Source organism: Solibacillus sp. FSL H8-0538 (assembly GCF_038003525.1).
Classification (GTDB): domain Bacteria; phylum Bacillota; class Bacilli; order Bacillales_A; family Planococcaceae; genus JBBOPI01.
This window is the reverse complement of record NZ_JBBOPI010000001.1, coordinates 3,292,002-3,317,699: the sequence shown is the minus strand read 5'-3', so window position 1 is coordinate 3,317,699 and position 25,698 is coordinate 3,292,002. Positions and strand designations below refer to the sequence as shown.

The window sequence follows — 25,698 nt, the reverse complement described above, 5'->3', positions numbered from 1 at the left end:
TTCTAAGATTAAAAATTAATGGATTTACCTTGGATTGCAAGTTTTATAAGGTGTACCGCCGTTTCATCAACTGCATCTTCATAATGCATTGCGAAAAGAAGTGAATGAGATTGTTCTGGGTAATAAGCTAAAACTTCTTCTAGAGTAGCGTGGACGCCATTACCAAAAAAGCTTGTATCTTGAAAAATTGCTACAGTCTTTTCATTTATATAGTTTGTAAAATAACTTTGGGAAAGCTGTTTAATATCCGCAGAATATAGGATATTTTTTCCTGTTTGTTGTTCTGTAATTTGCAATGCATAGCTAGCCATGTCTTCTATATGAAGGCCTGTTGTATTAATTAATTTAACTGTAAAGCTATCTTGGTGAATAACGTTTTGTTCATCGGCAAATACGATTTGACAAAAATCTTCAAGCTTCATTTGCTGATTTATCAGTCCAGGTGTTAGGTGTGAAATGAGCTCGTCATATTGGTTTGGGTGCATTATAAGTGTAGGGTGTAGTGGTTGATGTTGACCATCAACAAAATTCCAATAACCTTTTAATAATAGTTCTTCTAATCCGCCAAAATGATCGAAATGTAAATGTGTAATGAAAATCAAGTTGATTTCTTTGAGTTCAAATTTAGCCTCATTTAAACTATAGCGTAAAGTAGTCCCTGCATCGATAAGTAGGTTTTTACCTGCAATTTGTACAATGAAATTATTGTGATAAAAACGAGATGTGAAGGCACCACCAACTCCTAAAGGGAAAATCTTCATCGTTAAAAACTCCTTTCAATCGTATATTTAATGTAGAGTAAATAAATAGTATAATTAAAAAATTAAGGCTCTAAACCAAAATCTGTACTTAACTGCACATTCCACTCCAAGCGGACGCTTTCCGCGGGCGTGGCTTGAGCCTCCTCCTCCGCTTCGCTTCGTGCGGGGTCTCAAGTCTCACGCTTTTCCCGCAGGAGTCGCCGCCTTCCGTTCCATGTGCTTATAAAGTAGTACACTTTCTTTTAAAGTAAAGCACATGTTTTGGTAAAGACCCAAAATTAAAATAAAAAAGTTGCGAGGGGTTTAATATGAAAATTAATGAAATAGGGACAAAATTATTTAACCAAGCTTCCTTAGCGTATAAAAAGCCTATTCATATAAAAATTGAAGGACCAATTCAAGAACAACAAATTATTGCTTCCCTAGAAAATAATGAGCAAGTAGCAAAAAAAGGGGATTATATTGTAACAGGGGTTCAAGGCGAACAATATCCGATTGGACCGGAAGTATTTGCTGACTACGATAAAGTTGACGGTGAAAATGTATATTGTAAGAAAAAGAAAATGGTTCATGTATATAAAGTTGATTTTAAAGGGGAAGTAGAAACAACTCAAGGTTCAACTTTATATTTTCAACCAGGTTATTATATTGTGATGGAATCACCAACAGATATGTGGGCAGTTGCTGGAGATATTTTTGAAACGACATATGAAATTGTTTAGTCAGTAGTAAGGAGGCCTAATTTGATGGAAGTAAATCATGAATTCACAGGTTTTGTTATATTTGCTGATTTAAAAGGGTTTTCGAGCTTGGAAGAGTCAATGTATGAAGACTATGCCTATACATTACGGACACTAGATAAGGCGATTGCACAATATAAAAAAGGTCCTTCTTTACAAAACGATGAAAAAATTGATAGAAGAGCTATTATGTTGAATACTTGGGGCGATGCAGTAGTTGCCGTTTTTAGATACGGTGTAGATGCGGCTAATTTTATTCTGACCTACCGAGAATTTTATCAAAAAAATAAAGCTTTAAATTTAGAACCGCGAATTGCCGCACATTACGGGAAGATGCGGTTATTTGATGACCCGATATTGAATGGGGCAAAAAATGCATTTGGAGAAAATGTGAATATCGCAGCGCGCATTGAACCGATTACTTTTCCAGGAGAAATTTATGTAACAGCCCAATTCAAAGAGCAATTTGAGAGAGAATATAAAGATAAAGAACATCGCCATCCATATTACGAAGAACTCCTGCCAGAGTATGAACAAGTTGCGTTTCAAGATCTAAAAGATTGGAAACTAGCAAAGGATTACGGAGAAGCCCATTTGTATCGGTTGTATCATATTAAAGAAGAGGCCTGGAATATTAATGGTCTCTTTGTTGAAAAGCAAAATACAACACTTGATACATTGCACGGGATTATTGATGTAGATATTGAGCTAGAAAAGGCATCCAAGGAAGTAAGGAGAAAAGTGGAAGACGCTACTTCTAAAGAAGAGTCATTACAAGCCCTTGAATCATATGAGTTACAATCGCAACAACATAATGGTCCATTATTGTATGCTGTGTCCAAAATTTACCAAGATATTGGTGAGTATGAAATCGCCATTCAATATATTCAACAGGCGCGGAAATGGAAAAGAGAGGTTGGATTATCAGATACAGAAGTTAAAGTAGGGCAGAAAAAAGGGATTGTTACACAGCCACTACTCCATAATATAAAGCTATTGAAGTTAGAGGCGGATTGTTTATCTAAATCCAATCAACCGGATAAGTATAAGCAAGCGAAACAACTTTTATATGAAGTGCTACAAATGAATCCGGATGATAATGATACACTTTGTAAACTTGCGGCTCAAATGAAGCGTGAAGCGTTTTCGATTGCCGAAAAAGATCGAGATATTGAACATGCGCGTGATATGTTGAAGCAATCTTTACGTTTATATTTAGAAGCATTTCGTCGCACAGGGGATTATTATCCTGCCATTAATGCTACGTATATTAAACGTTTACTTAATGAAGGCGATAGCTGGCAATTAGCCGATTATATTTTTGATACCTGGAAAGAACGTACAGGTGAAAACTGGTGGATTGATAGTACATTAGCCGAAAGTCAAATGTTAATGAATGACTATGAATCTGCAATCAATCGTATGCGAAGAGCTATCGTAAAACATAAGCCTAAGTTTTTCGAAAAAGAAGCTGCATATATACAAATAGAGACGTACGAAAGGATGCTAGATAAAATTGCAGGGAAGCCACAAACGGAATCTGATCAACAGTATATGGTAGAATTGTTAGCACTTTTCGGTGTTAGAAAGAAGGTAGAATTGTGACAAATGAAACAACCGATTTAAAAAATGAACGAACTGAAACCGTACACGAGCCCATCAAGGAAGTTATTGTCAGTAATGAAAAGCTTTCAGTAGAAATGTTCCCAAGTCAAAATTCCACTCGTTATAACTTTACATATTCACAAAATGCATATTTGAATAACTCGCTACGTTTTGCTGACACAAAAGCTGGGGCGCTAGTTGCTGTAAATGGTTTAATTGCTAAATTTGTGTTTGATGCAATGCAAGACTTAACATCTGTTAATTTTTGGTTGCTAGTTACAAGCTTGGCCTGTCTAGTCATTGGGATTGTATTATCAGTCATTGTCGTGTTACCGAAAAACGTGAAAAATAAAGGTAAAGGTTTTATTTATTGGGGTTATATTGCAAATAGCACGTTAGAGGAGTATACAATTCAAATTAAAAATGAACCAACTAGTGAATTATTGGAAGAAGCGATTCGTAACAATTATATTCAAGCAGGAATTTTAACGAGAAAATTCAGATGGTTATATTGGGCATTTATGATTAGTATTGTTTCATATATTATCCTAGCAATTTGCGGTGTGATGGCCGTCATAGATACATTACCAATTGGAGGATAAGGTTTTATGCAATGGATAACGAAGCTGCAACTAGATACAATGGGGGGACAGCATTGTTTAACAATCCAACATGGTGATTTGTTAAAGTCCTCGGCATCATTACTTGTGACAACCGTTTATAAAAATTATACGGGCGAGTTGTTCAAAGCAGTTCGCCAACTTCATACTTTTGAATTATCTGCGGAGCGCAAATTAATTCCGATGCAGGATGGAGGACATATTGGCTTTATTCAAGGTGATCAACAGTCAGTTTTACTCGTAGTATTACCTTGTGATGAAGGTGATAAGCTGTCATTTACACAGTTTGAACAAATGATCCAGTCAATTTTTTCAGCAATTGCGATGCTCTTGTTTGAAGGTCACGTTATGGATGAAGTGGGTTTACCAATGGTTGGACGTAAAACATTGGAACAGGCATCTTATACAGATGCACTAAAAACGTATATCCATTATGCGGCAGCTTGTGTTAAGTATTCAGAACAGTCTTTTAATGTCACTTATTACATTATTGATGAACAGGAAATAAAGAAATGGGAAAAAGTGATACCGAAAGTTGTTACTACTAACCAAGAAAACTCAATTTCAACTCAACTTAAGACTACACAGTGTGAACGAATGTACCACCAAATAAAAAAGTTATTGTCTTCAGTTAGTAGTGAAGTGGCACCGATTTTGGAGCAAATAAGAAGAGAGTTAATTAAGTCATTACCGAATTATCGCCAACTGATGTTGCATACGGAACAATTAAATAAACTAATTTTAGAAAAATTATATCAACAATACCTACCCCAGCAACCTTTCCCTAAGTGGTTGGCCTACCCCAATAAAGAATTACAGCATACGAATATTCTTCCTAGTTGGTATATGAATTATTTCCGCTTTATGCATACTTTAAAAAATGATAATGACTTTTATTCGGATCAGCATAATGAAAAAGTGATGCTATTACTAACGATGCTTTGCCGCATGATCCAGTTACTAGAACAACTCCCATTAGAACAGCATAAAGGAGTAAAATGATGGCCCAAGAAAATCTCTTAATTAACCAAGTATTAATTGAATCTAAGTATGGGAATCGTTCATTTAATCTAATTTTAGGCGACCTGTTACAGGATGACGGACAACTACTTGTGCTAAACGTATATGAAGAGGATGGGGCGCCAGATGGAGATTTTATGCCCTTCATTGAACAACATAAAAACAATGAAAAGCCGCTCATTTTTTTACGAAATGGCGGGATTATTACCTTTATTAACGCACAGCAACCGATCCTTGTCGTGTATTCAAAGCTCCAAGAAGGAATACCGATTTCTCCAACTATGTATGATGAGTTTATCCAGTCAATTTTTTCTGCCGTTTTGCGACTTGAGCTCGAGGGCAAGCAATTTAACACGATTGCACTACCAGTCATTTTTCGAAAAGGCATTGGCGCCATTTATGAAGATGCAGCAAATACATTAATCAGTTATGCTGCGAAGTGGTTAAAGCAGTCTCAATTTACGAAGTCAATTCGATATTATGTGTACTTAAAAGACGACATGCCGGTATGGGATGCTGCATTGAATACAGCACTTGGCCGAATGATAATTGATTTAAGTGAGCATGGTGAATTGCAACAAATTCGTCGCGTAGTGTTATCGGAAATTGAGCGTTTCTCTAAGCAACATGTAGCTTATCAAGACACGCTAATACCTATTCGTGATGCATTGGAGCGCCCTCAGATGACAGTCGAAGTAATCGCTGCATTTACCCGCAAGCTTGCAGAAACATTATGTGTCGAATTAACAGGAGATGCCCATGCGACATTTGATGCGAATATTTTTACTCTAATACAACAGAAAATACACTCTCAGTTATTTATACAGCGCCTTTATTTAGTGAAGGCATTCGGCAATAGCTCTATCCATAGAGCTACTACTGAGAACTATCCCATTCAAACAACAATTGATGATTTAAAAATTTTGCTCATTATTTTACTACAATTAATCAAAGATTTCCCAAAAGAAAATCTCATAAAGAAAGTAGAGGTGGAGACGCCGAACATACTTTAACCTGTTCGGCGTTAAAGTGATAGCGAATTTAGATGACACTTCAGTTAATAAAATAAATATCACCGGAACAATTACAAATATTGATAATTCATATAAAGAATTTGAAATTATTGCTCATGGACTCAATATTGAAGTTAAACGCTATGATCAGTATAGCCAAACGTTTGTATATGATAATGTGCGAATTCATATTTGCCATAATCCGAATGTAAAAGAAGATTTGAAAATGGGTGATCGCATAGAAGTAACAGGTGAGTTACAAAGTCGAAACTTTAATAAAAAATCAAATGAAGCGAGTAAGGAGGTTTTAGGCGCCGTAAAAAACTATATTGAATTATTTGAAGAGTTTCCGGCTAGAAATATACCTACCGGGAATAACTGGACAATAATAGACTTTTCATTATTAATCAATAGTGGATTATTAGGTGTAATGCCGAAAGACTCTCGTTATGATTTCGATGGCGGACGTTTGAAGGATACTATGTTATGGACGTATAAAGTGGATAATTCAGGGAATGTTCAAAAGGTCAGAGAAGGTACAGCCTATGAATTACTTGTAGAAAACAATTATAGGAAAATCGAATCGCTTAAGGAAAATGAAGTTGATAAAAATTCAGCCGTTTTACAGGGGAGAATTACAAAAATAAATGAATTTAAAATCCCTAACTACTTGAATCGTTATAGTGTATCTCTGCGTGTAAAGGTTGCTTGTGATGTATTCCAACAAACGCGTTACTGGGATTTGTATGTGAAAGTTCTAGAAAAAGACGGAAAGAAAAAGACAGGCCACCTTAAAATAGGAGACTTTATTAGGGTTACAGGTCATTTAAGTACGAGGGCTATCAAAAAAAATTATAAAGACAAAGGTGTGACGGCAGGTGGTACTACAAAACGCAAGGAAAAAATTGATGAGTACTTAACGCGTGATATTTATGCATATACAGTCGAAAAACTTTAAAGGGAGAAAAAAAGCATGTTATCAACGACAAAAAATCAAATGAATATAGAGGAAATAAAAAAAGCGCGTACCATAAAAGTGTTTATCTCTTCTACGTTTCGTGATATGCAGGCAGAGCGAGACGAGTTAATCAAACACATATTTGTTAAGCTTCGAAGAGAATGTGAAAAACGGGGAATTATTTGGAGTGAAGTGGACCTACGTTGGGGCGTAACCCATGAACAAAAATCAGAGGGACAAGTATTGCCAATCTGTTTAGCCGAAATCGATAACTGTTTGCCCTTTTTTATAGGGATTTTAGGAGAACGTTATGGGTGGATTCCTGAAATTGAAGAAGAGTTGATTAGGGAATATCCGTGGCTTTCAGAGCATCGCAATAAATCGGTTACAGAAATTGAGATTTTGCATGGGGCACTTCTGCATAATAACAGTTATGCGATGTTCTATTTCCGTGATCCTAGCTATATTGATACGATAGAGGAGTCTGAACGTGCAAATTATAGTGAAAAATTAGATCAGACTATAACATCTCATGAGGAATTGGTGAGCCGTCAACAAAAGCTAGTTGCATTAAAAGAGACCATTCGTAACAATGACTATCAATTACGTGAAAACTTCGGTGATGCTAAAGAACTTGGACAATTAGTATATGAAGATATGCGAGCCGTTATTGATAAGTGGTTTCCATTAAACGAGGAACCCAATCCACTCCATAAAGAAATTAATGAACATGAACATTTTGCTAAAATGCGTGCAAAATTCTTTATTGGACGAAAAACATACTTAGAAAAAATGACGCAATATTGTTTAATGCAGAGAAGGAAACCTCTTGTAATCCACGGTCCTTCAGGTGTCGGAAAAACATCCTTACTTGCTGCCTGGTATGACGAAAATCACCTTCTGTTAAAGCAACAAGGAGTTTATACAATTGCCCATTTTATCGGTGTTAGCCCGCAAAGTACAGATTCACTCTTTATTATGAAACGTATTATTACAGAACTAAATGAAGCCTTTTCGTTAAATATAGAAATCCCGTCAACATATGCGGAATTGAGTGTGAAATTTGATTTTGCTTTAGAACAAGCAGCGAACAAAGGAAAATTACTTATTATGCTTGATTCAATTGACCAGCTTGTATTAACAGATAAGTTACAAGGCGATAAACCGTTATGGTTACCAGAATTAGTGCCAAGTAATATTTGCTTTATTGTCTCTACAACTGACCAAAGTAAAGCATTCGAAATGTTTAAAGAGTACGACTGGTTAAAATTGGGCCTCGATCCATTATCTGTTGCAGAACAAGAAGAAATGATTTTAATGTATTTAGGTATGTATAGTAAAGGACTTGATCGCAAAGCATTAGGGCATATTTTGCGTCATCCATTGGCAGTTAATCCATTATTTTTAATGACGCTCTTAGAGGAAATACGATTAGATGGTCGTGAAAATATTATCGAAACAATCCGACATTATATGGAATCAGAAACGATTGAGCAATTGTTCATGAAAAAGCTTGAACGTCTTGAAAATGATTATAATAAAGAGCGACCTAATTTAGTACAAGATACCTTATCACTTTTATGGTCAGCGAGGAATGGATTACTTGAATCAGAGCTTAAAAGTTTATTAGGCGATATAGACCCTTTAACAGGTGAGAAAGTCCCATTATCAAGTGCGATTTGGTCGCCATTCTATTTAGCAATGGAATCAAATTTAGTTAATAATGGTGGTTTAATTTGTCTATTCCACAATTATTTACGAGACGCTGTTCAAATTCGGTATTTGCAAAAGAAAGCTAATCTAAAGCGTTACCACGGCGAAATTGCAAATCATTTTGCAGAAGAGAATATTTATGAATCTAATCGAGCACTTTATGAGTTACCGTGGCAATATATTAAAACAGCTAATTGGAAAAAACTATATGATTTATGTGCCGATTTATCATTTGTTGAAGTGCTATGGGAAAAAGAGCGGGACTTGTTGCAAATGTGCTGGACTGCAATAGAAATACATACGAACCCACAACGCAAAGCATTCGAGGAACATTTAACGATGTTAAAGGCGTATGCACAACTTATTGAACATCCAGAACAGTTTGATGTAGAAGATATCCGACGTGTTGTAAAGCTACTAGAAACATCTTATATGGAACAAAGGCTTTCACTTATACAATATTTACATAATTACTTTAAAGATGAATTAGATCCAGAAGGGCAATTGGATTCTCTGGATGCATTGGCCAACTTATTTAAAGAACGTTCTGACAATAAAGATGCACTAGAGTTATTCAGAAATTTATATGACTTATCGATTCAATATGAGTTGCCATATTACAAACAATCCAGTTTAGGTGGTCAAGCAAGTATTTATCTGAAATGGGGACAAACTGAAAAAGCAATGGATTTGTTACAACAACAGGAACTAGTTTGTACAGAGCACAATGAACTCGAAGGCCTGCAAAAATGTATAGCAGAACAAGCGCGAGTGCAGATTATCTTACTTAATTATGAGAAAGCTATGGACTTGCAACGTCGTGCGGAAAAAATCTGTTATGAAATTGGTTCGCAATATGGTTTGCAAGAGATACTTAGTATAAAGGGAACCATTTACCGAATACAAAATTATGAATCGGAGGCATTGGAATGCTATAAAGAACAGGAGAGAATTTGTACACAACTAGGCTATCAGATAGGAAGAGTTAATAGTTTATTAAATCAACTTCGAATTCTAGAGCAAACATCGAATCAATACTCAAAACGGGATGTAAATTCAATGTTATTAAGGGCTGAGATAATCTCACGAAAAATAAGTAATGCGGATTATATGCAGCAAGTGTATCTTCAGAAAGCAAAGTTTAATTTTAAATGGAAACAATACCAACCGGCAAAATTGTATTTAAAAGAGCAAATTGAAATTTGTCGCCGTTTAAAACTAATGGATTTTCTGCAACAAGGATTAGGAATAAAGGCAACAATTTTAGGTAAGCTTTCAGAGAGTGATGAAGCGTTAGAAGTATTGCAAGAGCAGATTGAAATTTGCGAGAAGTACAATTATCTTATGGGATTACAGTATGCCTTAAATAACCGTGCTGATATATTAATGCGAAAAGGGAAGTTTTTTGAAGCAGTATCCTGTATTGATAGGCAGATTGCCATATGTAAAGAAATGAGTAATGATCGAGGTCTCATTTATGCTTATAAAGTGAAAGCAGATCAACTACGCCATTTAGGAAAAAACGGAGAAGCAATTCAATTTTTATTAGAAATGAATGAATTGGCTAAACAATTCCGTAGTTGGTATAAGTACGATCAGGCACTATATGAATTAGCTAGAATAAGTATGTTGGAAAATCAATTTGAGCAAGCAATAGAATATTTTGCACAACGAAAAAGTCAACCGAAGCAGGGAATGCTGTTAGAAAATTATGAGCGTCTATTAATGATCTGTAATAAAAGAATTAATGGCCTAGAAGTTGAGCATGACACAAAATATGTAGATTACTATACAATAAGTGATATTGAATTTTCAATATTAGAAATCGTCGCAAAGCAACCTAAAATTCAAAAGCCAGAGTTAATTCAACAGCTAAATGACAAAGGAATAGAATATTCGAGTCTGGATATTGAAAAGACAGAAGTAATAAAGGTCCTTCAAAATAAAACGCTTATTGTTCATGATGCTAGAAATAAAAAGGGATATTATATTACGGATTTAGGTGCATACCGATTATTGCAAATAACAGGTGTCAAATATGACATAGTGGAGCCGCTAAAAAAAGGACACGTAGATAGAGATTTTAATTATTATAGTGAAAAACTGAGGGATTATTTAATTACTCTTGATGAATCGTCACCATATCAAGTTGGTGATAGTATTTTTGTTATGGAAGTAAATGGGGAAGAAAGAGAAATCTATTTTGTTTGTAATGAAACTTTGGATATGTTCCCACAGTTCTTAGATGAACAACTTGAGAATGGTGATGAAATCTATTATATAGTAAATATAAAGGCATATTTATATTCAACAGCAAATGTTGAATTTTATAAGTGGTTAAAAGGTCGTTTTGGAAAAATTCAAAATGCACGAGGTTCTGTGAAGGTGTTTATAAATTTTGCAAGTAACTATCAAGGTGTAGAACAAATTGAAGATGAATGGCAAGAACTAGTCTATTAATAAAATAGGAATAAATATATTAAATATTCAAGCGATGCAAGTAGTGTGCATCGCTTTTTTCGTTGTTAATTTTTTTGACTGAATGGGTGGTATGAAGATTATTTTTCTGAATAATCACTAAATATAAAGTAAGCCCGTAATCAAATAACGCATATATATGACAGGCACCTCCCGGTACGATAGATATATCAAATAAGGGAGGTGTTTTCTATGCCAACAACTAAACTAACAATTGTCCCCGTGTCGCTAGACCCTATCATTGACGAATCTTCATTTACAAATTCACCGCAATCTCCTTCTGATCCAAGCTGCGTAATTAAAACAGCTACCGCAGTAATCTCTTTCTTCAATGGCGTAGATGAGCACATCATCCAAACGATCGTGAAGGAGCTGAATAATCAATGAAGCATGATTTTACGAGCGTGCAGAACATCTACATTATTTGCGGTAAGACCGATATGCGTAAAGGTATTGACGGTCTCGCAACACTCATTCAGGATTCTTTTAAACTTGATCCATATAGTGATTCCATCTTCTTATTTTCTGGAACGAGTAAAGACCGTTATAAATGTTTGTATTTTGATGGAGATGGCTTCGCCATGCTTTATAAACGATTAGATAATGGCAAACTGCAATGGCCAAAAGATGAAAAGGAAGTACGTAACCTTTCACAAAAGGAACTTCGCTGGCTGTTAGAAGGTTTATCGCTTCAGCAGCCAAAAGCGATTGCGAAATCTGCAAAAGGTGTCTTTTAAACCCACCTATTAAGGTGGTATAATCATCCATAACTTATACTGAACGGAAATGTGGTGAATGATTTGACGAACGTTTCTCCTAAGCAAGAAAATCAAAATGAACGATTAATTCGAATGCTTGAGCAACAATTAGCTCAGTCAAATCGACAAATCGAAGCGTTGACTGAACAAGTTCGCCAATTAACCAAGGCTTTATACGGTTCAAAATCGGAAAAATCAAAGTATAAAGCACCAGACGGACAAGGTTCTTTATTCGAAGACGATCCGTCTTTTAGCGATTCTGAGCAGACAGAAGAACAAAGCACGGCAATGATTACGTATACCGTTGTCCGTAAATTACATAAGAAAAAACGGAATGATTCTTTTCGTGACGGGATTGAAATAGAAGAAATTCACCATCATCCTGAAAACACGCAATGTGACTGTTGCCTTGGTCAAATGACCGAAGCTGGTACGACCATTGCGCGTGAGGAAGCAAAATTCATTCCGGCTACAATGAAGCGTGTTCAACATATTGAACACGCTTATGAGTGTAGGCATTGTAAAAAAGATACTACTCAAAAAGCGCAGATGAAACGTGGAAAAGCACCGCAAGCTGCCATTCAACGTAGCATTGCAGGACCTACTGTTTTAGCAAAACTCATCTACGATAAGTTCATCCAGTACTTACCTCTTTACCGCCAGGTGAAGGAGTGGGACCGATTTGGTCTGCTTACCAATGACAAAAACTTATCGAATTGGGTCATTCGTGCAGCAGAAGATTGGCTTCTACCGGTTTATGAGCAGATGAAGCAGACATTAACAGCAAAATCTGTTCTGCATGTGGACGAAACGTATGCGCAAATTATTAAACGATCAGATGGTAAATCAGGTCAATCGAATGCCTACAATTGGGTGTTCCGAAGCGTGCCAAGCCAAGGACCAATCATCGTTCTTTTCCAAAGTGCTTTATCGAGAAGTCGTTCTGTATTAGAAAACTTTACAGCTGGCTTTAAAGGAACCGTGATTTGTGATGGATATTCTGCATACGGCAATCTACCTGATGTCACGTTCGCCAACTGTTGGGCGCATGTACGACGTTATTGGCTGAAAGCTGATAGCAGAAACGGTCAAATTGGTGTGGATTACTGTGACCAACTGTATCACTTAGAACGTCAATTTAAGCATCTTTCACCAGGTAAACGACGAAAAGCACGGCAAAAACATTCGAAACCGATTGTAGAAAAGTTTCTAAAATGGGTAGATGAATCCCCTTTCTTCGGAAAAAATGCCTTGGCAAAAGCTGCCGAATATACATTAAATCGTGTACATGGGTTAAAAGCTTTTCTGCTCGATGGTCGCATTGAAATCGATAATAATCCAGCTGAAAATGCGATTCGCCCTAATGTGATCGGCCGAAAGAACTGGCTTTTCTCTGTTAGTGAAGCTGGTGCTAAAGCGAATGCGATCTGCTTAAGTTTGGCTGAAACAGCAAAAGCAAATGGTATCGACTTCTATCAATACCTAGTAACGTTAATGACAGAGCTGCCGAATTTACCGATCCATCAGCAACCCCAAATTTTAATTAACTACATGCCTTGGTCAAAAAATATCCAAGCCACATGTGCTAAATAGCCATCTATCCGAAAAAATTTCAGATAGATGGCCATTCGTCGTGCGTACCGAAAAGGTGCGCTTTTTTATATTTCGGGCTTACAATATAAAGCGTGTTTACCGAAAATCCGATATTAAAAAAACAATCATAGCCACACGAATTCACTCCAATAAAAAACTGCCTCAAAAAATGATTTTTGAGGCAGCCTTCATTGGATTTGTCTGCTAATTACTTTTTATCACTATGATTGTGATCATGATCGCAGCCGCATCCTGGGACAGAATAGTCTTCGTTCTCAGAAGTAGACATTGCCATTGCTGTAATCGGGCAGTACTGATAAATACCTTCCGCTACTTTCATTGCGCCAGCCAAAATCATCAGTCGACCAGCCGTGCAGTGTGGATCACGTGAGATTCGTCCAGTCCCGAACGCGGTCAGCGCAATACCACAAATAAGGCGGATAAATGCATTTTGTTCAGAAATGTTTTCTTGAAGCAAAACCACCACTCCTTTTCTAGAAAAGTAAAAATATCCCTTTGAAACACTTTGCTTTATTAAAGTGCTATGATACGATTAAAATGTTAAAGCAAAAATACATCATAAACGCATATATAAAGCAAATTAGAACGAACTTAGTATATGTTCTTTTACAAAAAATACACGAAAAAAAGAGAGAGGAGTATTTTGTTATGCCAGAAATTAAATGGAAAATTAATAATATCCGTGAGCAAGTAAGTGTTATTGATGGAAAAAAAGCACCGACAATCGTACTTCAAAATGCACGATATTTACATAGTATGTTTAAGCAATGGATGACAGGGAACATTTGGATTTTACACGACCGCATCGTTTATGTTGGCTCTGAAATGCCAACAAATTTAACGAATACGGAGGTTGTTGATGTTGCAGGCAAAACAATTGTGCCTGGCTATATTGAACCGCATGTACATCCTTTCCAACTCTACAATCCGCAAAGCTTTGCCGATTTTAGTGCACAAACAGGGACAACAACGTTCATTTCTGACAATATGACCTTCGTTTTATTATTACAAAATAAGAAAGCGTTTCCAATTTTAGATGAGCTCAGTAAGGCGCCGTTTTCTTTTTACTGGTGGGCACGCTTTGACTCGCAAACAGAACGAGATAATGAAGAAGAACTTTATTCGAATGCATCTGTATGTGAATGGTTGGAGCGTCAGGATGTGCTGCTTGGAGGGGAGCTTACGGGCTGGCCAAGATTGGTGCGCGGTGACGATCAAATGCTGTACTGGATGCAGGCGGCGAAAAACAAGGGTAAAAAGATTGAAGGTCATTTCCCCGGGGCTTCCGAGCGTACACTTGTACGAATGCGATTATTCGGGGCAGATGGTGATCATGAAGCGATGACAGTGGATGAAGTAGAGAGTCGTATTTTGCACGGCTACGGAGTTACGTTACGTCATTCATCGATACGTCCAGATTTACCGCATTTGTTAAAAGGCATTGTGGAGCGCGAACTAAATATTTTTGATCATTTAATGATGACAACGGATGGCTCAACACCAAGCTTCCATATAGACGGAGTAATGGACAAGTGTATTCAAGTGGCATTAAATCAAGGTGTGGCGCCAATTGATGCGTATAATATGGCCACGTATAATGTGGCGCGTTATTACAATATGTCAAACCTGCATGGACTAGTTGCCACGGGGCGCTTTGCCAATATAAATATTTTAGTAGACGAATTTTCACCTACACCCGAAGCCGTGCTTTCTAAAGGTGTTTGGCTAAAGCGTGACGGCAAAAAAGTTCAAGCTTTACCAAAAGTCGATTGGTCGAGCATTGCGAATTTAAGTTTAGACTTTGATTTAACGGACGATGATTTTCAATTTTCAATGCCAATTGGAATTGAGATGGTCAATGATGTTATTACGAAGCCATATAGCATTGCGATGCACTCCCGTAAAAAAGATTTGTCAACGGATCACAATGAAAGCTACTTAATGCTCGTTGATCGCAACGGAAAATGGCGTATTAATACGATGATTAAAGGTTTTGCGAAAAGCGTTAAAGGTTTTGCTTCGTCGTACTCCAATACTGGAGATATTATTTTAATCGGGAAAAATAGCAAAGACATGAAGCAGGCCTTTAATGAATTAAAGAAAATGAAAGGCGGTATTGTGCTAGTAGAGGATGGACAAGTTGTAACGGCCATTCCACTAACGATCGGTGGTACGCTGTATGACGGAGATGTCGAAGCTCTAACAGAAAAAGAGCTGGCCTTAAAAGAAGCATTAGTGGCAAGAGGTTATACACAGTCAGAGCCGGTTTATACTTTATTATTCTTGCAATCAACGCATTTACCATATATTCGAATTACACCTAGGGGAATTTTTGACGTCATGAAAAATACGGTTATGCTACCATCTGTCATGCGCTAAAAAGGGGAGAAGAGAATGTTCAACACAAAAACAATGTTTGCCGCAGCCGTATGTTCGATTATATTAATTACAGGCTGCTCTAAAAAAGAAGAGCAGGAAGAAGTAATAACTGCCAAAGAAGTTGAGGACGAAGAAATTGCAACTGAAGCAGAGTTGCCTTATGTTACACCATTTACAGGTGAACGTGTGGCAGAAGAAGTGACAACAAGACCGGTACTTGTGACGATTAATAATCATCCACAGGCACGTCCACAGTCTGGTATTGCCGATGCAGATGTTGTTTATGAAATGCTTGCTGAAGGAGAGGTTACACGTTTATTAGCCTTATTCCAATCAGAAATTCCAAGTTCGATTGGCCCGATTCGTAGTGCGCGCTCGTACTTTATTGATATAGCAAAGGGGCTCGATGCATTTTATATCGCGCATGGTTATAGCCCAGAAGCAAAATCAATGCTCGAACAAAGGGTAGCGGACAATATTAATGGGATGCATTATGATGGCACGTATTTCAAGCGTTCATCAGATCGCAAGGCGCCACATAATTCATATATTTCTGGAGATAACGTCATTGCGGGGGCAGAAAAAGTCGGCGCTTCATTACTTTATCAGAAAAAAGTCTCATATTCATTTTATGAAGCGCTAGATAGTGTTAAAATAGGTGTGAAGGCAAATCAAGTAGCCATTAAATATAGCAATCAAGGTACTTTTAATAGCGAGTATATTTATGATGCACAAACAAATAGCTATACTAGACATTCAGCCAATGTAGCGACAGTGGACTATTCAACAGATGAATATGTTTCGCTATCGAATGTGCTATTTTTTGAAATGCCTCATCGGATTATTGATAATGTCGGACGACGTGATATTGATATAACGAAAGGTGGCGGCGCATATGTGTTCCAAGCAGGGGTTATGCGTGAAATACAATGGAAAAATACAGATGGCTTACTTGTAGCAATTGAAGAAGATGGTAGCGAAGTAAAGTTAGTTCCTGGTAAAACGTGGATTCACTTTGTACCAGCATCACCTGGACTTGCAGCATCTGTCACATATTCAGAATAGAGAGGAAAGGGTGAAATGAATGCAAATCGAAAAAATTCGTGGTCATCAAACGGACCAGTTATTTAAAGCAGTATTAGAATTGAATGATATCGAAGAGTGCTATAAGTTTTTTGATGACTTATGTACAATTAGCGAAATTCAGTCGCTAGCACAACGTTTTGAAGTTGCCCATTTACTACGTTTAAAGAAAACGTATGAAGCGATAAAAAAAGAAACCGGTGCATCTACTGCGACGATTTCACGTGTACGCCGTTGCTTCGATTATGGAAATGATACGTACGATGAAATGCTAGGACGACTTTATCCAGAGGAAAAGCCGTTCACAGCACCTAAATAATTTCTAAATAGTAGACTGAGCAGAGTTTTAGCTCAGTCTTTTCATTTGTGGATAAGAAAGTATAACTTTCCCATCCACATAAGTAAGGACATCAACTCGCCCTATTTTGGGCGAGTTGTGTCTTTCTAAAGAGATAAGAAACTATAACTTTTTGATAATGTCTAGGCATTCGCGCCGCACGCTCGAGGTTGCTTCGGGTTCGCAAGCAGCTGTCGCGTGTAAACGAGCGCGAATGAACTTTTCTTATAAATTCGCTATACTTATAACGACGATAGATGAAAAATAAATGGATAGGTGGAAATAGAAATGGACTACTTAAAATGGCGGCATGTATTTAAAATTGATCCTGCAAAGGAAATTTCAGATGAAGCGTTAGAGCTCATTTGTGAATCAGGAACAGATGTTATTTTAGTTGGGGGTACGGATAATGTTACGCTTGATAATGTGCTGGATATTTTAGTTCGCGTACGTCGCTACTCGGTACCGGTTGCATTAGAAATTTCAAATATTGAATCTGTAACGCCAGGCTATGATTATTATTTTATTCCATCAGTATTAAATAGTACGGATACCAAATGGGTGAAGGATTTGCACCATGAGGCCATTAAAGAATATGGTGATATTATGGTGTGGGAAGAGCTGGTTGCAGAAGGCTATTGTGTATTAAATCCGGATTGCAAAGTCGCCGAGGTAACAAATGCGAAAACAGATTTAACTACAGATGATGTGATTGCCTACGCACGTATGGCGGAAAAGTATTTCAAGCTACCGATTTTTTATGTAGAATATAGCGGGGCTTACGGCGATGTTGAAATTGTCAAGGAAGTGAGCGAAGTGCTAGAAGAAACAAAACTATTTTATGGTGGGGGAATTGCATCTGTCGAGCAGGCCGCAGAAATGGCAACGTATGCCGATACGATTGTAGTAGGCAATATTTTATATGAAGACCTACAAGCTGCTCTAAAAACGGTAAACGCAGTGAAAAATATAGTTATTTAATATATAATAAGAACAAATGTTTGTGGGAGGACGGTGCAAGATGGAGCACATTGCAAAAAATCTGCTAGCGGGCATGAATCCACAGCAGGCTGAAGCAGTAAAAACAACAGAAGGACCGCTACTCATTATGGCGGGGGCCGGTTCTGGAAAAACACGAGTACTAACGCACCGCATCGCGTATTTAATAGTAGAAAAAGAAGTCTATCCTTCAAAAATCTTAGCGATAACGTTTACGAATAAAGCGGCGCGCGAAATGCGTGAGCGAATTGACGGTGTTTTAGGAAACGGTACGACGGAAAGCATGTGGGTATCAACATTCCACTCAATGTGTGTACGTATTTTGCGCCGCAATATTGATCGTATTGGATTTTCGAAAAGCTTTTCAATTTTAGATAGCTCAGACCAATTATCCGTTGTTAAAAATGTCTTAAAAGAATTAAATATTGATCCAAAACAATATGATCCACGTGCGATTTTAAATGCAATTAGCTCCGCTAAAAATGAATGTATTACGTCAGATCAGTTTAAGGCGAATATGAATATTAATAATCCGTTCGAAAAAATTGCCGCGCAAGTGTATGAAGGTTATGAAAAACGTCTTCGTAAAAACCAGTCACTCGATTTCGATGATTTAATCATGACGACAATTCAGCTTTTCGAACGCGTGCCGGATGTATTAGAGTATTATCAAAATAAATTCCAGTATATCCATGTCGATGAGTATCAAGATACGAACCATTCACAGTATAAATTAGTTCAAATGCTGGCGAAGAAATTCCGAAATATTTGTGTTGTAGGGGATTCAGACCAATCGATTTATCGTTGGCGCGGTGCGGATATTGGCAATATTTTATCGTTTGAAAAGGATTACAAGGAAGCGAAAGTGATAATGCTTGAACAAAACTACCGTTCTACGCAGCGCATTCTTGAGGCGGCCAACAGTGTTATTGAAAACAATAAAAACCGTTATCCAAAAAAACTTCGCACGGATAATAGCGAAGGTGAAAAAATCCAATTATACAAAGCTTATAACGAACAGGAAGAGGCACAGTATGTCGTACAAACGATTCAAAAGCTGAGCAATGAAGACGGCTATAAGCTTGATGATTTCGCCATTCTATACCGTACAAACGCGCAGTCCCGTGTCATGGAGGACGTGCTCGTTAAATCGAATATGAATTACCAAATCGTCGGTGGCACGAAGTTCTATGACCGAAAAGAAATTAAAGATTTACTCGCGTACTTGCGTTTAATAGCTAATAATGATGATGATCTGTCACTTGCGCGTATAATAAATGAACCGAAACGGGCAATTGGGGCGACTTCATTTGAGAAAATGGCGCGCTATGCCATTGAGCAGGACCGTTCAATTTTCGATGCAATGCAAGAGCTTGTATTTATGGGCTTAACAGGCAAGGCAGCAGCTGCAGCAGACCAATTTTATTTAATGATTCGTGCGCTTAGTGACAAGCAGGAGCAAATTTCTGTAACAGAGCTTGTGGAAGAAGTTATCGAAAAATCAGGCTATCGTAAAATGCTACAAGCTGAAAAGTCAATTGAAGCAGAAAGCCGTTTAGAAAATATCGAGGAATTTTTATCGGTAACGAAAGCATTTGAGGAGCGTAGCGAGGACCAATCACTTGTCGCCTTCTTAACAGACTTAGCCCTTGTAGCAGATATCGATGCACTAGATGAAGAAGAAAAAGCAAAAGGTACAATTATTTTAATGACGATGCATGCCGCAAAAGGCTTAGAGTTCCCAGTTGTCTTCATTATCGGGATGGAGGAAAATATTTTCCCACATTCACGTTCTTTAGAAAGTGAAGACGAAATGGCTGAGGAAAGACGTCTCGCTTATGTAGGTATAACGCGTGCAGAACAACGTCTTTACTTATCCTGTGCGGGCTCGCGTACGATTTTCGGTCGTACAGGTTACAACGCACCTTCACGTTTCTTAAAGGAAATTGCAGAGGATGTAGTTGAGCAAGTATCAAAGGCTAACAGTAAATCAATTAATAATGAATCGCTACCGTTTAGCGCAAGACGCTATGACCGAGCGACACAAAAACGCTCACTTGGGGCTGTACAAAATCCGACATCTCAAACATCTCGTCTTGCTTCAACAGGTGGCGATGCATTTGGTTGGAAGGTTGGCGATAAGGCAGCTCATAGCAAGTGGGGCACTGGTATGGTTGTTAGTGTAAGAGGTGAAGGGGACGGCATGGAATTGGACATTGCCTTTCCGCAACCAGTCGGCATTAAACGATTACTAGCGAAATATGCGCCGATTACAAAGGTTTAGGGAGGGCTTATATGAACGAAATTGAACAACGCATTGCAGAATTAAACAAACTCCTTCATGAATATGGACATGCCTATTATGTGCTAGATCAGCCGGTCGTTTTAGACAGTGTGTACGACCAGCTACTACATGAATTAATTGCATTAGAAGAAGCGAATCCAGAGTTTATATTTCCGGATTCGCCGACGCAACGTGTTGGCGGTACGGTGCTTGAAGGCTTTCAAAAGGTGACCCATGCAACACCGATGCTAAGTCTGTCAAATGCTTTCAATGAAGAGGACCTACGTGATTTTGACCGTAAAATTCGTCAAGCAATCGGCGAGGATTACTCATATGTATGCGAACTGAAAATCGACGGACTAGCGATTTCACTGCGGTATGAGGACGGTGTATTTATTCAAGGAGCGACACGCGGCGATGGCTATCTTGGTGAGGACATTACGGCGAATTTAAAAACGATTCGCGCAATCCCACTACGTCTAACTAAACCTGTCACAATTGAAGTACGTGGCGAGGCATATATGCCGAAAAAGTCATTTGAAAAATTAAATGCAGCACGTACGGAAAAGGGTGAGGAGCTTTTTGCGAATCCGCGAAATGCAGCAGCAGGGTCACTGCGTCAGCTGGATCCTAAAATCGCAGCGAGCCGCCAGCTATCAACATTTATTTATGCAATTGGTGGGGACGGCGAGGCGTACGGCATTGATGGTCACGGTGAGATGCTTGATTATTTAGCGGAGCTTGGCTTCCCGTCAAATAAAGAACGTCAGGCTTGTGCAACAATTGACGACGTTTTAACGTTTATTACTAAATGGACAGAAGAACGCCCAAATTTACCATATGAAATTGACGGAATTGTAATTAAAGTAAATCGTTATGCGCATCAAGATGAGCTTGGCTTTACAGCAAAAAGTCCACGCTGGGCAATCGCGTATAAATTCCCGGCGGAGGAAGTTGTGACGAAGCTTCTTGATATTGAGCTAACAGTGGGTCGTACAGGTGTGATTACGCCAACAGCCATTTTAGAACCAGTACTCGTCGCAGGTTCAACAGTTGGCCGTGCCTCTTTGCATAATGAAGACTTAATTCGTGAAAAAGATATTCGTATAACTGATACGGTTATTATCCGTAAAGCCGGCGATATTATACCACAAGTGGTTGGTGTCCTAGTAGAACAACGTCAGGAAGATTCCGTCCCGTACAAAATGCCAACACATTGTCCTGCTTGTGAAAGTGAACTTGTTCGTATTGAAGGTGATGTTGCACTACGCTGTGTAAATCCGCTATGCCAAGCGCAAATTGCAGAAGGTGTGAAGCACTTTGTATCACGCAATGCGATGAATATTGATGGTCTTGGTGAAAAGGTAGTGGAGCAATTACTGCGTGAAGGCTATATTCACGATGTAGCAGATCTTTACTTACTTCAAGTAGAGCAGCTAATCGAACTTGACCGAATGGGGCAAAAATCTGCTACGAACTTAGTCGAAGCGCTTGAAAAGTCTAAGGATAATTCACTTGAGCGCCTATTATTCGGTTTAGGTATTCGTCACGTTGGTGAGAAGGCAGCGAAAATTTTAGCAGAGCATTATGAAACGATGGATGCATTAATGGAAGCTGAATTTGAGCATTTAAAAGAAATTCACGAAATCGGTGATAAAATGGCCGAGTCTGTCGTGAATTATTTTGCCAACGAAAAAATCCAACTCCTTATTACACGCCTAAAAGATGTCGGCATTAATATGACATTCAAAGGCAAAAAGGTACAGGTAGAAGTCGGCACTAATCCGTTTGCTGGGAAAACAATTGTGTTAACAGGAAAATTGGCGCAATTGACACGCAACGAAGCTAAGGCGAAAATAGAAGAGTTAGGTGGTACGGTTGCAGGGAGTGTTAGTAAAAAAACAGACCTTGTTATTGCAGGTGAAGATGCTGGCTCAAAGCTGACAAAGGCACAAAGCTTAAGCATTGAAATTTGGGACGAAAATCGTCTAATTGAACAATTACAACAGTAAAGGAGACCTGTTCTCATGACCCGATTTCGCTGGATACCGGCGATGATCGCCCTTGCGATGCTAGCTGGTTGTACACCATCCTTTAAAGAGGATACAGAGGTATTGCAACAGTCAGATGAAGCAGAAGAAGTGGAAACAACTATCATCCCGAATCTTCAACTAAGTGAAAACTATTATAAAACACTGATTCCTTATAAAGAGAGCGCCAGTCGTGGCCTCGTCGTATCAAATATTAATACGAAATATGATATGAAGGAAGTCGAAAATGGCTTAATGCGTCTTTCTCAAGCCGAATTTGATACCGAAAATTATTACTTCCAGGAAGGCCAGTATTTATCGGAAAATACGGTCAGTAACTGGCTAGCTCGTAGCAATCAAACAAAAGATAAAGGTCCTGATTTACAAGGCTTAAACCCTTCTAGTCTTGATGCAAAAACAGGTGCAGAAATGGATCCGTCGATAAAGGCAGTTGAAGCCCCTATTTATGTCGCCCATTTAATCGAGCAAAACTATTTAATGAAAACAGATGATAATAAAGTAAAGCTTGCTGGGATGTCTATTGGCCTTGCGCTCAATTCGATTTATTATTATCAAAAAGAACAGTACGGAGAGTTTTATGAGCAAAAGATTCCAGAGGCCGAGCTTGAAAAGGCTGGTAAGAAAATTGCAGCAGAAGTTATTACGCGCTTACGTGCACGCACGGAACTTGCAGATATCCCAATTGTCATTGGATTATTTAAGCAGGAAGCACGTAACTCAATTGTTCCGGGGACGTACTTTGCTTATAATGTAGTCGATGCAGGGAAAAATGGCCTCGGTGACTGGGAAACGATTGACGAAAAATACGTTACCTTTCCGATGTCCTCGCCGGATGATATTTACCGTGATATGAACACGAGCTTTCAAAACTTTAAGCAAGACGTGGATCAGTACTTCTCAAACTTTACGAGTGTAATCGGTACTGGCTTTTATCAAAACAAAAAAATCCAAACGCTTGAAATTGAAATTCCGATACAATTTTACGGCACAGCTGAGCTCATTGGCTTTACACAATATTTAACAGGGGTCATGCTAAAGCAACTGCCAAAAGATTTAAATATTAATGTAAGTATTACATCAGTGAATGGTCCAGAGGCGCTTATTAAAAAAGAACGAAATAATGATGAGCCATTCGTTCATATTTATGAATAAATTGGAAATTGCAGTGTCATGCTACTTGCGTGGCACTGTTTTTATCTGTCTAAGCATTCGCGCTACTCCTTAAAAGTTGGGGCGTAACCATGTAAGTTATTCCGGCAATGTCCCGTGGATGCGACGGTTTTTTCGTTCGGGTGTAAACTAGCGCGAATGAGCATTTCAATTGCGGTAGTACTTTAGTTCATCGAATGGCGGTAATTCGTCAAATTCTGAGCGTCACTTTGCGTTATTTTATGTAAAGTTGTGATTTTTAAAATGAAAAATGGTATGATAATGGGCATGGTTTATCGAATCTGGAGGTGTAAACAATGGCAAAACTATCAAAAGAAGAAGTGAAGCACGTAGCTCATTTAGCGCGTCTTGCTATTACAGAAGAAGAAGCGGAAAAATTTGCTGAACAACTTGGTAAAATTACAGATTTCGCTGAGCAGCTGAACGAATTAGATACAACGAATGTAGAACCAACTACACACGTATTACCATTAGTAAACGTAATGCGCGAAGACGTTGCAGGCAAAGGTTTAGATCGTGAAAAAATGATGCTAAACGTTAAAGAACAAGAAGCTGGTCAAGTTAAAGTACCATCAATCTTAGACTAAAATAGTATGCTTCATACTATCTAAGTTTCCGGCGAATTTGATTATAAAAAAGGAGGATCTTTCATGACGTTATTTGAACGCTCAGCAACTGAATTACAAGAAAGCCTACATAACGGCGAATTAACGATTGCTGAATTAACAAAAGAAGCATACGCACGCGTTAATGCATTAGACAGTGAAGTACAAGCATTCTTAGCATTAAATGAAGAACAAGCAACTGCTCAAGCTGCTGAAATGGATAAAGTACCTTTCGAGGAACGCGGACCACTTTTCGGTCTTCCTATCGGGGTTAAAGATAATATCGTAACAGAAGGATTAGAAACAACATGTGCTTCTAAAATTCTTGCAGGCTTCATGCCAATTTACGATGCAACGGTTGTACAAAAACTGCGCGCAGCAGGTATGGTAACAATCGGGAAATTAAACATGGATGAGTTCGCAATGGGTTCTTCAAACGAAAACTCTGCTTACAAAACAACAAAAAATCCATGGAGTCTGGCTCACGTACCAGGCGGTTCTTCAGGTGCATCTGCAGCAGCAGTAGCAGCTGGTGAAGTACCATTCTCACTTGGTTCTGATACAGGTGGTTCTATTCGTCAACCAGCAGCATATTGCGGCGTTGTAGGGATGAAACCAACTTACGGACGTGTATCACGTTTCGGTCTTGTTGCATTTGCATCATCTCTTGACCAAATTGGACCAATTACACGCAACGTACGCGACAACGCTCTATTACTTGAAGCAATCTCAGGTGTAGATCCAATGGATTCAACTTCAGCTAACGTTGAAGTACCAAATTACGCAGCAACACTTAATGGCGATATTAAAGGCCTGCGTATTGCTGTTCCAAAAGAGTTTTTAGGTGAAGGTGTTGGCGAAGCAGCGAAACAATCTGTTTTAGACGCACTTGAAGTATTAAAGAAATTAGGCGCTACAGTTGAAGAAGTATCACTTCCTCATTCTAAATACGCACTAGCAGCTTACTACATTCTTTCATCATCAGAAGCTTCTTCAAATCTTTCTCGTTTCGACGGTATCCGTTACGGTTTCCGTGCTGAAGGCGTGAAAAACTTAATGGAACTTTACAAAGAATCACGTGCACAAGGCTTCGGTGATGAAGTAAAACGTCGTATTATGCTTGGTACTTACTCTCTAAGTGCTGGAACTTACGATGCTTACTACAAAAAAGCGCAACAAGCACGTACATTAATTAAAGCAGATTACGACAAAGTATTTGAAGACTACGATGTAATCATCGGACCTACTGCGCCAACACCAGCATTCAAAATTGGTGAAAACGTAGAAGATCCAATGACAATGTACGCAAACGATATTTTAACAATTCCTATCAACTTAGCTGGTGTTCCTGCAATTTCGATCCCATGTGGATTTGAAAACGGTCTACCACTAGGCTTACAAATTATCGGTAAACACTTCGATGAGGAAACAATTTACCGTACTGCTTATGCTTATGAGCAAGCAACGGATTTCAATACAAAAACACCTCAAATTTGGGAGGTAAAATAAT

Annotated in this window: 21 protein-coding genes; 19 read left to right on the top strand and 2 right to left on the bottom strand. The window is 38.3% G+C overall.

Annotation, left to right across the window (positions count from 1 at the left end; genetic code table 11):
- Window positions 1-8 precede the first annotated feature (8 nt).
- The gene (locus MHH87_RS15935; RefSeq protein WP_340750211.1) at window positions 9-761 is read right to left on the bottom strand and encodes an MBL fold metallo-hydrolase; all 753 of its coding nucleotides are present in this window, start codon (window positions 759-761) and stop codon (window positions 9-11) included.
- Window positions 762-1,069: 308 nt separating this feature from the next.
- Between MHH87_RS15935 and MHH87_RS15930 the strand changes: the two genes are divergently transcribed.
- The 10 genes from MHH87_RS15930 to tnpC all read left to right on the top strand — a co-directional run bounded on the left by MHH87_RS15930 (window position 1,070) and on the right by tnpC (window position 13,259).
- The gene (locus tag MHH87_RS15930) at window positions 1,070-1,483 is read left to right on the top strand and encodes a hypothetical protein (protein WP_340750210.1); all 414 of its coding nucleotides are present in this window, start codon (window positions 1,070-1,072) and stop codon (window positions 1,481-1,483) included.
- Between the two features lie 24 nt (window positions 1,484-1,507).
- The gene (locus MHH87_RS15925; RefSeq protein ID WP_340750209.1) at window positions 1,508-3,106 is read left to right on the top strand and encodes a tetratricopeptide repeat-containing protein; all 1,599 of its coding nucleotides are present in this window, start codon (window positions 1,508-1,510) and stop codon (window positions 3,104-3,106) included.
- A complete protein-coding gene (locus tag MHH87_RS15920) occupies window positions 3,103-3,708 on the top strand; it encodes a Pycsar system effector family protein (RefSeq protein ID WP_340750208.1) in 606 nt (201 codons plus the stop codon). Before MHH87_RS15925 ends, MHH87_RS15920 begins: the two co-directional genes overlap by 4 nt.
- Before the next feature lie 6 nt (window positions 3,709-3,714).
- On the top strand, window positions 3,715-4,728 hold the full coding sequence (locus tag MHH87_RS15915; RefSeq protein WP_340750207.1) for a hypothetical protein: 1,014 nt from the start codon (window positions 3,715-3,717) through the stop codon (window positions 4,726-4,728).
- On the top strand, window positions 4,728-5,759 hold the full coding sequence (locus MHH87_RS15910; RefSeq protein ID WP_340750206.1) for a hypothetical protein: 1,032 nt from the start codon (window positions 4,728-4,730) through the stop codon (window positions 5,757-5,759). The genes MHH87_RS15915 and MHH87_RS15910 overlap by 1 nt, the downstream gene beginning before the upstream one ends.
- Before the next feature lie 16 nt (window positions 5,760-5,775).
- Entirely contained in the window at window positions 5,776-6,717 is a 942-nt protein-coding gene (locus MHH87_RS15905; protein ID WP_340750205.1) for a hypothetical protein, read from the top strand.
- Between the two features lie 15 nt (window positions 6,718-6,732).
- Entirely contained in the window at window positions 6,733-10,890 is a 4,158-nt protein-coding gene (locus MHH87_RS15900) for a DUF4062 domain-containing protein (protein WP_340750204.1), read from the top strand.
- 210 nt (window positions 10,891-11,100) lie between these two features.
- Window positions 11,101-11,295: a hypothetical protein gene (locus tag MHH87_RS15895; RefSeq protein WP_340748614.1), complete on the top strand. Its 195-nt coding sequence runs from the start codon at window positions 11,101-11,103 to the stop codon at window positions 11,293-11,295.
- Window positions 11,292-11,645 carry an IS66 family insertion sequence element accessory protein TnpB gene (gene tnpB / locus MHH87_RS15890; protein ID WP_340748613.1) on the top strand — a complete coding sequence of 118 codons (354 nt, stop codon included), beginning with the start codon at window positions 11,292-11,294 and terminating at the stop codon, window positions 11,643-11,645. Before MHH87_RS15895 ends, tnpB begins: the two co-directional genes overlap by 4 nt.
- A gap of 63 nt (window positions 11,646-11,708) precedes the next feature.
- A complete protein-coding gene (gene tnpC, locus MHH87_RS15885) occupies window positions 11,709-13,259 on the top strand; it encodes an IS66 family transposase (protein WP_340748686.1) in 1,551 nt (516 codons plus the stop codon).
- A gap of 208 nt (window positions 13,260-13,467) precedes the next feature.
- On the opposite strand, the gene MHH87_RS15880 is transcribed toward tnpC, so the two are convergent.
- A complete protein-coding gene (locus MHH87_RS15880; protein ID WP_340750203.1) occupies window positions 13,468-13,737 on the bottom strand; it encodes a YgaP family membrane protein in 270 nt (89 codons plus the stop codon).
- A gap of 191 nt (window positions 13,738-13,928) precedes the next feature.
- On the opposite strand from MHH87_RS15880, the gene MHH87_RS15875 reads away from it, so the two are divergent.
- The 9 genes from MHH87_RS15875 to gatA all read left to right on the top strand — a co-directional run bounded on the left by MHH87_RS15875 (window position 13,929) and on the right by gatA (window position 25,697).
- Entirely contained in the window at window positions 13,929-15,659 is a 1,731-nt protein-coding gene (locus tag MHH87_RS15875) for an adenine deaminase C-terminal domain-containing protein (protein WP_340750202.1), read from the top strand.
- A 15-nt stretch (window positions 15,660-15,674) separates the two neighbouring features.
- Window positions 15,675-16,724: a DUF3048 domain-containing protein gene (locus MHH87_RS15870; RefSeq protein ID WP_340750201.1), complete on the top strand. Its 1,050-nt coding sequence runs from the start codon at window positions 15,675-15,677 to the stop codon at window positions 16,722-16,724.
- 19 nt (window positions 16,725-16,743) lie between these two features.
- A complete protein-coding gene (locus tag MHH87_RS15865) occupies window positions 16,744-17,061 on the top strand; it encodes a YerC/YecD family TrpR-related protein (protein WP_340750200.1) in 318 nt (105 codons plus the stop codon).
- A gap of 306 nt (window positions 17,062-17,367) precedes the next feature.
- Entirely contained in the window at window positions 17,368-18,060 is a 693-nt protein-coding gene (locus MHH87_RS15860; protein ID WP_340750199.1) for a heptaprenylglyceryl phosphate synthase, read from the top strand.
- A 40-nt stretch (window positions 18,061-18,100) separates the two neighbouring features.
- Window positions 18,101-20,362: a DNA helicase PcrA gene (gene pcrA, locus MHH87_RS15855; protein WP_340750198.1), complete on the top strand. Its 2,262-nt coding sequence runs from the start codon at window positions 18,101-18,103 to the stop codon at window positions 20,360-20,362.
- An 11-nt stretch (window positions 20,363-20,373) separates the two neighbouring features.
- The gene (gene ligA, locus MHH87_RS15850; RefSeq protein ID WP_340750197.1) at window positions 20,374-22,374 is read left to right on the top strand and encodes an NAD-dependent DNA ligase LigA; all 2,001 of its coding nucleotides are present in this window, start codon (window positions 20,374-20,376) and stop codon (window positions 22,372-22,374) included.
- A 15-nt stretch (window positions 22,375-22,389) separates the two neighbouring features.
- Window positions 22,390-23,565, top strand: coding sequence for a CamS family sex pheromone protein (locus tag MHH87_RS15845; protein WP_340750196.1), 1,176 nt, complete (start codon window positions 22,390-22,392; stop codon window positions 23,563-23,565).
- A 314-nt stretch (window positions 23,566-23,879) separates the two neighbouring features.
- Entirely contained in the window at window positions 23,880-24,170 is a 291-nt protein-coding gene (gene gatC / locus MHH87_RS15840) for an Asp-tRNA(Asn)/Glu-tRNA(Gln) amidotransferase subunit GatC (RefSeq protein WP_340750195.1), read from the top strand.
- A gap of 63 nt (window positions 24,171-24,233) precedes the next feature.
- Window positions 24,234-25,697: an Asp-tRNA(Asn)/Glu-tRNA(Gln) amidotransferase subunit GatA gene (gene gatA / locus MHH87_RS15835; RefSeq protein WP_340750194.1), complete on the top strand. Its 1,464-nt coding sequence runs from the start codon at window positions 24,234-24,236 to the stop codon at window positions 25,695-25,697.
- Window position 25,698 lies beyond the last annotated feature (1 nt).

Bases quoted from the DNA above. Each gene is read 5' to 3' on its own strand.
- MHH87_RS15900 (WP_340750204.1), top strand. From the start codon at position 6,733: ATGTTATCAACGACAAAAAATCAAATGAATATAGAGGAAATAAAAAAA.
- MHH87_RS15875 (WP_340750202.1), top strand. From the start codon at position 13,929: ATGCCAGAAATTAAATGGAAAATTAATAATATCCGTGAGCAAGTAAGT.
- MHH87_RS15925 (WP_340750209.1), top strand. From the start codon at position 1,508: ATGGAAGTAAATCATGAATTCACAGGTTTTGTTATATTTGCTGATTTA.
- pcrA (WP_340750198.1), top strand. From the start codon at position 18,101: ATGGAGCACATTGCAAAAAATCTGCTAGCGGGCATGAATCCACAGCAG.
- MHH87_RS15870 (WP_340750201.1), top strand. From the start codon at position 15,675: ATGTTCAACACAAAAACAATGTTTGCCGCAGCCGTATGTTCGATTATA.
- MHH87_RS15865 (WP_340750200.1), top strand. From the start codon at position 16,744: ATGCAAATCGAAAAAATTCGTGGTCATCAAACGGACCAGTTATTTAAA.
- gatC (WP_340750195.1), top strand. From the start codon at position 23,880: ATGGCAAAACTATCAAAAGAAGAAGTGAAGCACGTAGCTCATTTAGCG.
- MHH87_RS15930 (WP_340750210.1), top strand. From the start codon at position 1,070: ATGAAAATTAATGAAATAGGGACAAAATTATTTAACCAAGCTTCCTTA.
- tnpB (WP_340748613.1), top strand. From the start codon at position 11,292: ATGAAGCATGATTTTACGAGCGTGCAGAACATCTACATTATTTGCGGT.
- MHH87_RS15845 (WP_340750196.1), top strand. From the start codon at position 22,390: ATGACCCGATTTCGCTGGATACCGGCGATGATCGCCCTTGCGATGCTA.
- gatA (WP_340750194.1), top strand. From the start codon at position 24,234: ATGACGTTATTTGAACGCTCAGCAACTGAATTACAAGAAAGCCTACAT.
- ligA (WP_340750197.1), top strand. From the start codon at position 20,374: ATGAACGAAATTGAACAACGCATTGCAGAATTAAACAAACTCCTTCAT.
- MHH87_RS15895 (WP_340748614.1), top strand. From the start codon at position 11,101: ATGCCAACAACTAAACTAACAATTGTCCCCGTGTCGCTAGACCCTATC.
- MHH87_RS15860 (WP_340750199.1), top strand. From the start codon at position 17,368: ATGGACTACTTAAAATGGCGGCATGTATTTAAAATTGATCCTGCAAAG.
- MHH87_RS15935 (WP_340750211.1), bottom strand. From the start codon at position 761: ATGAAGATTTTCCCTTTAGGAGTTGGTGGTGCCTTCACATCTCGTTTT.
- MHH87_RS15910 (WP_340750206.1), top strand. From the start codon at position 4,728: ATGGCCCAAGAAAATCTCTTAATTAACCAAGTATTAATTGAATCTAAG.
- MHH87_RS15915 (WP_340750207.1), top strand. From the start codon at position 3,715: ATGCAATGGATAACGAAGCTGCAACTAGATACAATGGGGGGACAGCAT.